This is a genomic window from Chlorogloeopsis fritschii PCC 6912 (assembly GCF_000317285.1).
GTDB classification, from domain to species: Bacteria; Cyanobacteriota; Cyanobacteriia; order Cyanobacteriales; family Nostocaceae; genus Chlorogloeopsis; species Chlorogloeopsis fritschii.
Genome location: NZ_AJLN01000059.1, coordinates 18901 through 29143 on the forward strand (window position 1 = coordinate 18901; position 10243 = coordinate 29143).

Consider the following 10243-nt stretch of genomic DNA (forward strand, 5'->3'; position numbering starts at 1 on the left):
CTTCTTCCTTCTTCCCTCTTCCTACTTCCTTCACTACTATGTCTGATGCTCCAAACACATCCCCCGCCTTCATGCAAACAATGGGTATCCTTGGTTCTCCCGTAGAACTAACAAACCAAGTTTGCACGCCTGATAACCCTGGCACCACCCCAGTAATTGCATACGACACAACAGGAAGTTACTCTCAAGGCAACGGCGCTTTAGTAGAGATGGTTGATATCCAGTTGACTGGGACAACTGCCAACACAACATTATTAATGTTCTACAAGCTGCTAGACGAAACCACACCAAAGTGGAGAAAAGCAGCGCAGCGAGCGATCGCGTCTGTTACCTACTCATCTACTGTAGAGTTACCTTCTTATAAAATCCCACTAAAAGATATTTTGTTTCCTGTACCAGCAGCAGGAGCGGGGACTAGTTTACAGCAATTCCAAGGATTGCGAATTAACTCATCTTTGCGCGGTATACAGTGGGGATTTGCCCTAACAGTGACGGCGGGAACAGCACCAATAATCGTAACCCTATACGGAGGTGAGTACTAGTGTCATACTCAGCACCTCGTTGCAATTGCCCTGATGCTGCTAATAAAGCGCCCGCTAACCCTAATAGCCCTTATGTGTCTGAAATAGTAGCTAATGACTGGTCATCAGGGTTTAATGGTATACGAGCTAATGGGGGTTACTGCATTCATGAGTTGTCAGTGATTCGCATTCGAGATGAAATAGATCAAGCTTTCCCTAATGGCATTCCCAAAGATTTGAGAACACCTGGTTTACCTAAGCTAGCAAGGTCTAGACTAAAGTATAGGTTGCAGAACCCCGCCATATTAGGAGACGATTTCTCGTGAACAAAGACAATCCGAATGTCATTCCTGGCAAATATGACCCTCAGTCGCAATCAAAGACTGAGATTTACGATTGGGTCAGTATGATGATGCCTGGATATGTTGACCCAACTCAAGTGCCGATGGAACCTGGAGACACTCAAGTTCCGAAAGATAGACTGCGATCGCATAACAATCTCACACCTCAAAATGGTAATTCTTCACATCCTCAACAAATGAGAATGCCACAGCAAATACCAATACAACATGAAGATGAGCACGCATCTCCACCGAATAATCCTTTATTTCCGCGCGAAAAAGTAGATGCTTTTATAAAAGAAAATGAGACTGGCGTTTTGGAAAAACTAAAAAATCTTCTAATTGCAAATAGCGATCGCAATTCACAACCAACACCCGTCACCCCTGGTGAAGTTATCAAAATACCCATTGTGATCGAATTGACAATTAATTTAAAAATTAATCACCAAGAAAAATAGGTTTGGAGTATTAAATTATGTCTGCGCAACAAACACAAAGTAACCTACCATACATACCGATACAAACTACAACATCCTCGCAATCATCACTACCTAGAATTCCAATCCAAACTACAGTGGAATCTCAATACCCTTCAGACAGGATGAATCTTTTTGGGCAGATAGTTAAACAAAGAAACTTATTTGGTTTATACGGTAATCAAGAATAAGATTTATGTCTACAAAATCAACACAACCTTCGTCAACACCTTTTCAAACCTCACAACAAAGTAAAAGTACTTTACCACAAGTACCAGTAAAAACTACTCAAAACCCCACACAAACGAATTTTGACTATCAAAGTCTTTCGCAGATTCAAAATAGCTTAAACAGATTGGAAAGTTTATTCCCTTCACAAACAAGGGAAGAGAGTCAGCAATTTTCCAACCAACCTGCTAAAGATAATCTTGCACTACAAAGTTCCTATGCAAGGAACCAGAACCTACAGCAGATAAGTGATGCGGCAGAGGCTGCTAGAGTAGCTTCCGGTATTGGCTCACAGAATTATCAAGCTAAACTAGCAGCAGATATCAATGCAGCAAAACAATCTGCTGGGATAGGTGGCCCCGACCAGACTAGAGGTGGTTCTGCTGAAATATTTGGTAGAAATTTTGTTTCACCTTGGGCTTACGACGTGGACTTCAATGGAACGGCACGTTTAAACATGGGTAAAGTTGCAGAAGCGGATCGCAGGCAAGCAGCAGCTATTGGGGCGATCGCAGATGCCTCTAGAGCGGAAGCGCAAGGTGGTATAGCTCTCGCTAAGGGGCAAGCTGAAGCACAGAAGGGAGTAGCTACTTTTAATAACTTGCTTAATATAGCAAATATGCAAAGAGAGCAAGCATTCCAAAGAGAGCAATCAGGGCTTGAAAGGTTAGGTCGTGAAAGGTTAGCTGGAATCGATGCTCAATCAAGAGTTGCTTCAAGCTTATTTGGTGCATTAGGTTCTATTTCTTCAGGTAGTCCAAATTATAGATATTGGGGGGGTTGATGACCACAGGAATAGCATTAAGTTCTAATTTTGCTAGCTTATCGCCAAAACAGTGGAATGATTATCTATCCCGTGTAAATACCCAACAAGATAGACAGAATCAACTAAACTCATTGATTGAAAGCAATACAAAAGGCGGAAGTTCAAATTCTTCTTTTAGTGGGTCTGGTGGTGCAATGGGGGGAGCACCAGGAGGATCTTTTGGTGCATCTAGCAGCTCACTATTTGGTGGTGTCGGTGGGTTAAGTGGTTTCACCGATATGGCTAAAGACCTTGCAAGATTCCGCTTAGGACTTGACCAAGAACAAGCTAGGTTTTCTCGTGGATTAAGAGAAGAGGAAGCTCAAGCAGATTTTGGTAGAAATTTCAAGTTAGCAGACCAGCAAATAGTCGGGCAAAAAGATTTAGAAAACATTAGACAAACAGCAACTACAGATAGAACTCAAAGACAGCTAGATACTCAGCAGTCTATGCAAAAAGCAGGGTTTGACCAGCAGAATTTATTTAGGGCCCAGTCGGCGGCATTAGCACTAAGGGGGTTACGATGACGGCAGAAGGAATGGATTTACAACTGGTAAGAAAAATTGTTGATTTGAATAAAGAAGGAGATAGGCTCTGGGGAGGTTTGAAGCACAACAATCTTAGTATTTATATTGATAAGGTGGTGGGTTTGTTTGTTGACATGAAACTCCCTGCCGCAGTAATCATCATCGACAACATCCATCAATCAAGAGCAGAGGCAATTCAAACTTTGCTCAAAGAAAAACAATTCTCAATCCCCACACAAGTGAGAATCAACTTCCTTGATGGTTCTGACTTGGTTGCTCAGTTTGGCAAAAAGAAGGAGGTAGTTTAATGTCTACTATCCCCCCCGCTTTGCAGAACCTTCCTGGTCTGCGAACTGTATACGATGACGATATGTTGCGTCTGGCCCTTGCTATAGCAGAAATGTTCATTGCAAAAGGTTTGGGCAGTGGAGGAGGAGGTGGTGGTGGGGATGCTTCATCTGCTAACCAGCTAACAGAAATAGCAAGATTAGAAGCAATACGAGATCGCTTACCTACAGTTTTAGTAAGCGATCGCTTAAAAATTGATGGTAGTGGAGTAACTCAGCCAATTTCTGCGACATCCTTGCCTTTACCAACAGGTGCAGCAACAGATTCAGTTTTACAATCTGTACGTGATCGCCTGATGCCTGCTGGTACAACTACTTCCTACATAGGAACTTCAGCAGGAGCGAATCTTAAAACTAGTAGTGGCGCCATACATTCAATAACCTGTAGTAACTTATCTAGTGAAGCTAGGTATTTTCAGGTTTTTAATAAGGCTTCTGCTCCTATAAATGGGGATGTACCTGTACGCAGCTACACTATATTTCCAACTCCATCACTCCTTATCATCGGACAGGATGTGATTGGTGGTAGCGGTATTATTCTTTCTACTGGTATTGCTTGGGGATTTTCTACTACACCTCTTACTTACACCGCAGGCACCGCAACAGATTGCATTGCAACTGTGAGGTGGACATAATGTCAGGAAGTTTTGGTGTTAGGGCAATACAAGGAGTACTGTCACCAGGTTATGTAGTTGATAGGTACTACACACAGCATTACGGTACCTTATCCACGAATACGGCAATTGTGGCAAATTCTATTAGATACGTACCGTTTTATGTATCACGGCGACAGAGATTTACTGCGATCGCTGTTGAAGTGACCACAAGTACTACTGGTAATGCCAGACTTGGTATTTATAGTACCAATAATACTGTAGAACCTGTGTCTTTAATCTTGGATGCTGGAACAATCGACACAGGAACAACAGGGGTAAAAGAAGTTGGGATTGATATTACTTTAAACGCCGGATGGTATGCACTTTGTATCGTTGCAGATGCAGCGGCATCTTATCGTTGCATTAGTTCTAATACTGTGTCTCCATCTCAATCTGCACTAACTGGTACTTCCCCAGCTAGCAGTTCAGCATTAGTTGGAATGAGTGCATCTTTTACTTATGGAGTATTGCCTAACAGTGCTCCGATGACCTCTTTTGCTTACGGATCTTTTTGCCCGTTCTTTTGGTTAAAAGCCGGATAATTTCGTTTATTTAATTTAGTGAGGATTGTTATGAATATAATTACCAAAACCTATGAACTATTCAAAGATGGTGCTTGCATTAAACGTCAGTTCATGGATTATGACGTTTTTGTAGAGTATTTAGATTTTGGTGACGGAAATCTTTTGCCAGTAGAGGGAGAAACTCTTGTACAAATTAGAGAAGAATTTCCCGATCCTGGTATTAAGTATACTAATCCTGACTACGAACCTTATACACCGCCTACACCGTGATGAGTGGTAGCTTTGGTTTTACACCTAGCAATTTTCAATTCAACAAAAGGTATACTGTATCTTCTGTACAACCAGCAAGCAGAAGTGTGGGGGACTATTGGGACGAACAAATAGACTCTGGATCAAAAATTCTTCAATGGATTTGGGACGGTAACAATTGGCTGAGTAGAGATATTTTGCAAAGAAGTGCTGGTGTCATGACTTCCGGACAAAATATCTTAGTTGGGGGTGTTATAGGTTTGCTATCGTCTAACAGTGAAGATATTCCTATTGATACTGGGAATGTTCGTAGCATTTACCTTGTTAGTTTAAGTTGTGGGTTTAAAGTTAACTCCGGTAATCTTTCAACCTCCCATTATTGGAGGTTGAATTTCAAATCCGGGGCATCTGTTGTTCAAAGTTTAGATATTAAAGTTGGTGATAATAATGAAACAACAGGTAACGTCCGGAAAACCTCAAGCGCAATCAACATAGTTTATGCCCACAACGGCAGATACAATCTTAGCCTAACAAAACACGGCAATCCACCTGATATAATTTCGCCAACATCTATGGTTGAATATCGATTAGTAAGATAGAAAAATATGGATACCTCTCAATATCTCACACGCAGACAGCAAGAAATTTTTGACCTTGTTGCCCAAGGATTTACTAATAGAGAAATAGCTCATAACTTGGGTATATCACCAAAGTCTGTAGCAAATCAAATAACTGCAATACTTGGTGTATTTAACATCACCAATCGTACACAAATTGTCTTGATAGATAAGAAAAAAATACCAATTGGGGAAGAAACTCAACTAATAAAAGATGAGCAAATTAAGTTACGTAATGAGAGGATTATAAAAATGTACAAAGAAGGATACACAGCTAGACAAATTGCGGAGCGATTGGGTCTACATAGTGGTCATATCTACAAAATATTGCGAGATTCCAACTCAAACAGGGCTTGCGAGTAGATCTTGGGCTTGTGTGTCTTTTACGATCGCAATCGCATCATCTTTATTCCTAGCTACCTGCTGTACAAAGTTAGGTGTTGGGGAGGGGAGAAGTGCGATCGCATCTGTTTTACTTTTACCAGTTACATCAATAGCCTGATACTCACCATCAAACCAGACATAAAACAGGCGATCGCTCCTGCGAGCAGTTTCAAGTTGGACTACTTTTTTAGGCATCGGTAATCTCCTGGATTAATTTTCTTAGCTCTGCAAGCTCGTCTGGAGTGAGAGGGCGATTTAGATTTTTAAGAGACTTGATGCGATCGCGCTTACCAGCATCTACAGCATCAGCACGGCGCGTATAGGTTCTAGTTCTTCTTGTCGGCATCAGAAACCTCCGGGAGTTTGGTGACCCCGCGTCTTTAGACCGGGTAAGCTTACCAGCAAGACGCGTATAGGTTCTAGTTCTTCTTGTGGACATGAACACCCACCTAGCACTAAGGACAAGCGTAAAGGTAAATAGTTCATCAAACACCCCTAGTCACACACCCCCTATTTTGGGGTTAATTTAGCCCTGTGTGCACAACAGGGCTATTTTGCCTGTATTGCTTATCCTGACTACTTTTCAGCTAGTCACACACCCCACCCTTTTCTTATATATATAGGGTACGTGCGTGATCTAAATATTAGTATTCCTATTGGCTTAAAAAATTTGACACTCTCCTGCCTAAAGGCAAGGAGATTCTACATTCACAGACTCGCCGTTAGACAGCAGGCTTGCACCAACTGCCCAAGAGGGTAAATCTCCTGTAGCGTAAGTTCCGGTATGCCCTACCGTACTGAGTCCTAGTCTCAAAATATTGATTGCTGCATTGATGTCTCTATCTTCCACATATCCACAATGAGGGCAAACATGAGTCCTAGTAGATAGAGATTTTTTCACTTTCTCTCCACAGTGAGAACAATTTTGACTCGTATTATGGGGAGGTACTGCAATAGTCACCTTTCCATATTTATGACCAAAATATTCTAACCAACTGCGGAAAGTGTACCAACCAGCATCAGAAATTGATTTAGCTAGATGTCGATTACGAACCAGTCCTTTGACATTTAAATCTTCATAGGCTACCAAATCGTGAGATTGGATGACGGAGTATGCCAGTCTCTTGCAATACTCTTTTCGTTGCCTACTTACCCTTAAATGCTTACGGGCATACCGATTTCTAGCTTTGTGGTAATTGTTTGATTGCCTCTGCTTGGCTTTCTTTCTATCCTGACTGAACTTTTTAGATTTTTTGCGATTAGCACGATTAAGTTGTTTTTCTGACTTACGGTAGAACTGGGGAGTTGGTTCAACATTGCCTTGATTATCAGCAATGAAATACTTCAACCCTAAATCAATCCCCACTACTTGGTTTGTGGGTTGAGTTTCTACTCTGACATCCACATCAACAGCAAATTGAGCGTAGTAACCGTCAGCACGACGCACTAAGCGTACACGTTTAATTTGCTTGATGTCATAGTAATTAAGGTCATAGGTTCCCTTTAATTTCAGGGTTCCGATTCCTTTCTTGTCAGAGAAAGTTATGGCTTTACGAGTATGAGAAAGCTTCCACCCAGTTGATTTATATTCAACTGAACGGCAGTTTTTCTTGAATCTCGGAAACCCCTTCTTACCCTTAACTTTTTTCTTACAGTTATCGTAAAATCGAGCTATTGCCGACCAAGAACGTTCCGCCGCAGATTGTCTAGCCATTGAGTTAAGTTCATCCGCAAAGGGAAATTCAGCGGCTAGCACAGCGCAATACTTATTAAGGTCATATCTGCCAATATCTTTGTTATCCATCCAATAGCGTAAGCACTTATTCTGAATGAATTGAGATGTGCGAATAGCCTCATCTATGGCGCGATACTGCTTATCTTTTCCTTTAACTTTGAACTCGTAAACAATCATGGATATCGACCAATTAACCACAATATTTATGTTAACATACCCGACATAAATACAACAAGAAAAAGAAAACATTACAAAAGCGTAAACGCCTTACACCGTTTTCATCCTTGGGCTAAAGCCGCAAGTTTTTCAATGAGTGTCCTTATAAAAAACCGCCCTTTGAGGGGCGGCGGTGATGGGGGAAAATTCTAGGCTGCTGGGGGAAGAAAATCTTCTTCGATTACTTCTTCGCCCGGAGTTACAACATCTTCAACTACAGGTTCGACTACAGGAGTAGGTTCTTCAACTACCACGGGAGTTTCGTCAACTACAGGAGTAGGTTCTTCAACAACAACGGGTTCATCCTCTACAAAACCCTTGATGCTCTCAGTTGTTGCCTTGATAGCGGCTATTTCCTCAGACAAATCTGGAGATGCCTTGATTTCTAATTCTGCAACAGTCGCTTCCAATTTTGCGATGTCTGCTTTCAAAGTCTCAATCTTAGATTCAAGGGAAGACAACTTAGCCTTAACTTGTAATGCTTCCTCTGATGAGGCTGCTGTTAAATCCGCGATCGCACTCTTTAATTCTTCTTTACCTGACATAACTAGCTCCTCAATTCTTGTAAGTCTTTCTTCTATATCCTCAACCGGCGAGCGATCGCCTATTATTATTTTTATCTCGGTCATGGCAACACCGCTCCACTTCTTCTATAGTACGACATTCGGATTGCCATTTGTGACATACTATAGACAAAAAGCCACAGAACAATTCTGGTGTTCTGTGGCAATTGATTCTGCATGTCTGATAAAGACAATATCAGTGGACACGGAAAAGAGCAAGGATGTGCCGTGAGTTCAACTAAACCCGCAAGGAGTCCCACACCGTAATCTTTGATTCGGTGTTGGGAGGAATTGCGGGGTTGTTTTGTCGCGTCCTGCGACCATATTCTTGCTACGCAAGAACAGGGATGAGGATAGCGACAAAACAACCAATCTTTTATGCTTTTACGCATAGTTTTGTACTCCGTTTAATGAGTTGAACTTTTGCTGGACTAAATTGCCCAATTCTGAACCAGTCGTGGTCATATACAGAAACGTTTTTAGTTTTTGGAGTCTGGGTATAACCACCAATCCAACCAACATAAGATTTACCCGCTTTTTCAGCCTTCACTAAGTCACCAGAACGAAATCCAAATGGTGTAATTGTTCCACCTTTACGCTTTCTATTGCCTGGAATATCTTTGACTGGGTTCTCGAAATGAAGTTGACGACGAAATAGATTTGGACGCGCAATTATGCGGAACGGCGCAGGTGTAATGCTGATTTCTCCCACCCAGTGATGTCCTCGACTATTAGTAGCGTGGAATTTCTCGAACCTCATAAAGTTGCTAGATGCTAAGGCAATTCCGTCATGAGCGTGAGTCTCTGGTGTCTGCTTTGATTTATCTTTTTTATCTTTGGATAAACCCAACTGCTGTCTAAGTATTGAAGTCTGCCACCCTTCTTGTATATTGGTTGGTGCAATTTCTTCTAGCCATTGCAACATCACTTTTTGTCCGACCATTACCGGGCTAAAACCTTTGTTCCCTTTAGCTTTTATGTATTCGTAGGTGATTTGATTTACGGGAAATAATTTTATTAATTCCTTGGTAACTCGCAATTCTAATTCCTTGTTAGCACGAATACTTGGAGGTAGTTTATTCTGCTTGCGGTTGTCAAATCGTTTTTGACGGTGCGCTCTTTTACAGAATGCGACCTTACGATTTATTCGTCTACCTCGTCTAGCACGTCGCAAAATTAGCCTTCCCGACATCTTTTTAGTAACATCTGAAAATGGCAAAATTAAATGTGCCATGAACAAAGTAAATTTGGCAGATTGTACGCCAACACCCGTAAACTTCTTTCCCGGATCTAACCCTAAAGCAATAGGTTGTTGATTATAACCAGATGGTTCTACTAATAACTGAATACAAAAAATATTTAGGTCATTGCATACTATCTTTGCTTTCCCTTCCTTTAGCCAACGTCTAGCACGACTGGCTTTTGTCGGCATCATAGGTTTACCATTTATATCTAAAACCGGAACACGAATCATGGAGATAATCCTCTCGTGAAAAGTTATAAGTTCCTTAGCTCACCACTACCAAAATGTCCTTTCTGCAAGCACTACTAATCAGGTAGTTTGTAAATAGTCCAGACTAGGAAAACATCTGGAAGTACGTATCAGATAGTGGCTTTTGAGCTAGTCATCTCTTAGTTGCAAGCTGATTCTTGCAAGCCTACACTGTACCTGTACTCAGGTCAGTGTAGGTAGTTGACTGGTTTTGATTCTGCTGGGATTGGCAACAAAAATCTAGTTTATATTCGTTATGCCACCAAGTCGTGTTCTCTTGCAGATGCTGCGTGTCTGAGAATTTATCTATTAATAGATTCCAGAGCTTTGGGTTACTAGTACGAAAGGTTAATTCTATGCCTAAAGATTCTTGTTTAGCAAGAATATCGGCTTTTTCCAAGAAACAAGCAACAGATGCTTCCACATCTTGGTCTTTAATTGTTGGTATGCTTTTGTCATAAACAATCTTAATTGGCATTTTCAAATCCTGCGTTAGATGTCCGATACTCGTAAACTACCCTCCAATATACATTAAAGACGTATTGTGGGGTCTCCCGCGAGG

The 10243-nt window shown here is 41.4% G+C and carries 18 protein-coding genes; 11 read left to right on the top strand and 7 right to left on the bottom strand.

The annotated features are described in order from the left end of the window. Positions 1-38: 38 nt before the first annotated feature. The 11 genes from UYC_RS0109060 (at position 39) to UYC_RS36055 (ending at position 5654) form a co-directional block, all read left to right on the top strand. Positions 39-542: a hypothetical protein gene (locus UYC_RS0109060; RefSeq protein ID WP_127011350.1), complete on the top strand. Its 504-nt coding sequence runs from the start codon at positions 39-41 to the stop codon at positions 540-542. Then, on the top strand, positions 542-847 hold the full coding sequence (locus tag UYC_RS0109065) for a hypothetical protein (protein WP_016879428.1): 306 nt from the start codon (positions 542-544) through the stop codon (positions 845-847). Before UYC_RS0109060 ends, UYC_RS0109065 begins: the two co-directional genes overlap by 1 nt. Beyond that, entirely contained in the window at positions 844-1320 is a 477-nt protein-coding gene (locus tag UYC_RS0109070; protein WP_016879429.1) for a hypothetical protein, read from the top strand. Before UYC_RS0109065 ends, UYC_RS0109070 begins: the two co-directional genes overlap by 4 nt. Positions 1321-1534: 214 nt before the next feature. Further along, positions 1535-2350: a hypothetical protein gene (locus tag UYC_RS0109075; RefSeq protein ID WP_016879430.1), complete on the top strand. Its 816-nt coding sequence runs from the start codon at positions 1535-1537 to the stop codon at positions 2348-2350. Further along, positions 2350-2898 carry a hypothetical protein gene (locus UYC_RS0109080; protein ID WP_016879431.1) on the top strand — a complete coding sequence of 183 codons (549 nt, stop codon included), beginning with the start codon at positions 2350-2352 and terminating at the stop codon, positions 2896-2898. The genes UYC_RS0109075 and UYC_RS0109080 overlap by 1 nt, the downstream gene beginning before the upstream one ends. Further along, positions 2895-3206 carry a hypothetical protein gene (locus UYC_RS0109085; RefSeq protein ID WP_016879432.1) on the top strand — a complete coding sequence of 104 codons (312 nt, stop codon included), beginning with the start codon at positions 2895-2897 and terminating at the stop codon, positions 3204-3206. The genes UYC_RS0109080 and UYC_RS0109085 overlap by 4 nt, the downstream gene beginning before the upstream one ends. Next, positions 3206-3880, top strand: coding sequence for a hypothetical protein (locus UYC_RS0109090; protein WP_016879433.1), 675 nt, complete (start codon positions 3206-3208; stop codon positions 3878-3880). The genes UYC_RS0109085 and UYC_RS0109090 overlap by 1 nt, the downstream gene beginning before the upstream one ends. Continuing rightward, the gene (locus UYC_RS0109095; RefSeq protein ID WP_016879434.1) at positions 3880-4443 is read left to right on the top strand and encodes a hypothetical protein; all 564 of its coding nucleotides are present in this window, start codon (positions 3880-3882) and stop codon (positions 4441-4443) included. The genes UYC_RS0109090 and UYC_RS0109095 overlap by 1 nt, the downstream gene beginning before the upstream one ends. Positions 4444-4473: 30 nt before the next feature. Beyond that, positions 4474-4695, top strand: a complete 222-nt coding sequence (locus UYC_RS0109100) for a hypothetical protein (protein ID WP_016879435.1) — start codon at positions 4474-4476, stop codon at positions 4693-4695. After that, on the top strand, positions 4695-5273 hold the full coding sequence (locus UYC_RS0109105) for a hypothetical protein (protein WP_016879436.1): 579 nt from the start codon (positions 4695-4697) through the stop codon (positions 5271-5273). The genes UYC_RS0109100 and UYC_RS0109105 overlap by 1 nt, the downstream gene beginning before the upstream one ends. 6 nt (positions 5274-5279) lie before the next feature. After that, positions 5280-5654 carry a LuxR C-terminal-related transcriptional regulator gene (locus UYC_RS36055; protein WP_016879437.1) on the top strand — a complete coding sequence of 125 codons (375 nt, stop codon included), beginning with the start codon at positions 5280-5282 and terminating at the stop codon, positions 5652-5654. On the opposite strand, the gene UYC_RS0109115 is transcribed toward UYC_RS36055, so the two are convergent. The 7 genes from UYC_RS0109115 to UYC_RS0109140 form a co-directional block, all read right to left on the bottom strand. Beyond that, positions 5634-5870, bottom strand: coding sequence for a hypothetical protein (locus UYC_RS0109115; RefSeq protein WP_016879438.1), 237 nt, complete (start codon positions 5868-5870; stop codon positions 5634-5636). The genes UYC_RS36055 and UYC_RS0109115 overlap by 21 nt on opposite strands. Next, entirely contained in the window at positions 5863-6021 is a 159-nt protein-coding gene (locus UYC_RS37680) for a hypothetical protein (RefSeq protein WP_016879439.1), read from the bottom strand. Before UYC_RS37680 ends, UYC_RS0109115 begins: the two co-directional genes overlap by 8 nt. A 339-nt stretch (positions 6022-6360) precedes the next feature. Continuing rightward, positions 6361-7587, bottom strand: a complete 1227-nt coding sequence (locus UYC_RS0109125; protein ID WP_016879440.1) for an RNA-guided endonuclease InsQ/TnpB family protein — start codon at positions 7585-7587, stop codon at positions 6361-6363. A gap of 188 nt (positions 7588-7775) precedes the next feature. Next, on the bottom strand, positions 7776-8255 hold the full coding sequence (locus UYC_RS0109130; RefSeq protein WP_127011349.1) for a hypothetical protein: 480 nt from the start codon (positions 8253-8255) through the stop codon (positions 7776-7778). Further along, on the bottom strand, positions 8252-8581 hold the full coding sequence (locus tag UYC_RS37685) for a hypothetical protein (protein WP_127011348.1): 330 nt from the start codon (positions 8579-8581) through the stop codon (positions 8252-8254). Before UYC_RS37685 ends, UYC_RS0109130 begins: the two co-directional genes overlap by 4 nt. Next, positions 8566-9663 carry an RRXRR domain-containing protein gene (locus tag UYC_RS0109135; protein WP_016879442.1) on the bottom strand — a complete coding sequence of 366 codons (1098 nt, stop codon included), beginning with the start codon at positions 9661-9663 and terminating at the stop codon, positions 8566-8568. Before UYC_RS0109135 ends, UYC_RS37685 begins: the two co-directional genes overlap by 16 nt. Before the next feature lie 184 nt (positions 9664-9847). Further along, positions 9848-10159, bottom strand: a complete 312-nt coding sequence (locus UYC_RS0109140; RefSeq protein ID WP_016879443.1) for a hypothetical protein — start codon at positions 10157-10159, stop codon at positions 9848-9850. Positions 10160-10243: the final 84 nt, after the last annotated feature.

What these genes read in the sequence shown, in the direction of transcription:
- UYC_RS37680 (WP_016879439.1), bottom strand. Translation starts at nt 6,021, where the DNA reads ATGCCGACAAGAAGAACTAGAACCTATACGCGCCGTGCTGATGCTGTA.
- UYC_RS0109095 (WP_016879434.1), top strand. Translation starts at nt 3,880, where the DNA reads ATGTCAGGAAGTTTTGGTGTTAGGGCAATACAAGGAGTACTGTCACCA.
- UYC_RS0109100 (WP_016879435.1), top strand. Translation starts at nt 4,474, where the DNA reads ATGAATATAATTACCAAAACCTATGAACTATTCAAAGATGGTGCTTGC.
- UYC_RS36055 (WP_016879437.1), top strand. Translation starts at nt 5,280, where the DNA reads ATGGATACCTCTCAATATCTCACACGCAGACAGCAAGAAATTTTTGAC.
- UYC_RS0109105 (WP_016879436.1), top strand. Translation starts at nt 4,695, where the DNA reads ATGAGTGGTAGCTTTGGTTTTACACCTAGCAATTTTCAATTCAACAAA.
- UYC_RS0109090 (WP_016879433.1), top strand. Translation starts at nt 3,206, where the DNA reads ATGTCTACTATCCCCCCCGCTTTGCAGAACCTTCCTGGTCTGCGAACT.
- UYC_RS37685 (WP_127011348.1), bottom strand. Translation starts at nt 8,581, where the DNA reads ATGCGTAAAAGCATAAAAGATTGGTTGTTTTGTCGCTATCCTCATCCC.
- UYC_RS0109085 (WP_016879432.1), top strand. Translation starts at nt 2,895, where the DNA reads ATGACGGCAGAAGGAATGGATTTACAACTGGTAAGAAAAATTGTTGAT.
- UYC_RS0109125 (WP_016879440.1), bottom strand. Translation starts at nt 7,587, where the DNA reads ATGATTGTTTACGAGTTCAAAGTTAAAGGAAAAGATAAGCAGTATCGC.
- UYC_RS0109135 (WP_016879442.1), bottom strand. Translation starts at nt 9,663, where the DNA reads ATGATTCGTGTTCCGGTTTTAGATATAAATGGTAAACCTATGATGCCG.
- UYC_RS0109115 (WP_016879438.1), bottom strand. Translation starts at nt 5,870, where the DNA reads ATGCCTAAAAAAGTAGTCCAACTTGAAACTGCTCGCAGGAGCGATCGC.
- UYC_RS0109075 (WP_016879430.1), top strand. Translation starts at nt 1,535, where the DNA reads ATGTCTACAAAATCAACACAACCTTCGTCAACACCTTTTCAAACCTCA.
- UYC_RS0109140 (WP_016879443.1), bottom strand. Translation starts at nt 10,159, where the DNA reads ATGCCAATTAAGATTGTTTATGACAAAAGCATACCAACAATTAAAGAC.
- UYC_RS0109130 (WP_127011349.1), bottom strand. Translation starts at nt 8,255, where the DNA reads ATGACCGAGATAAAAATAATAATAGGCGATCGCTCGCCGGTTGAGGAT.
- UYC_RS0109080 (WP_016879431.1), top strand. Translation starts at nt 2,350, where the DNA reads ATGACCACAGGAATAGCATTAAGTTCTAATTTTGCTAGCTTATCGCCA.
- UYC_RS0109060 (WP_127011350.1), top strand. Translation starts at nt 39, where the DNA reads ATGTCTGATGCTCCAAACACATCCCCCGCCTTCATGCAAACAATGGGT.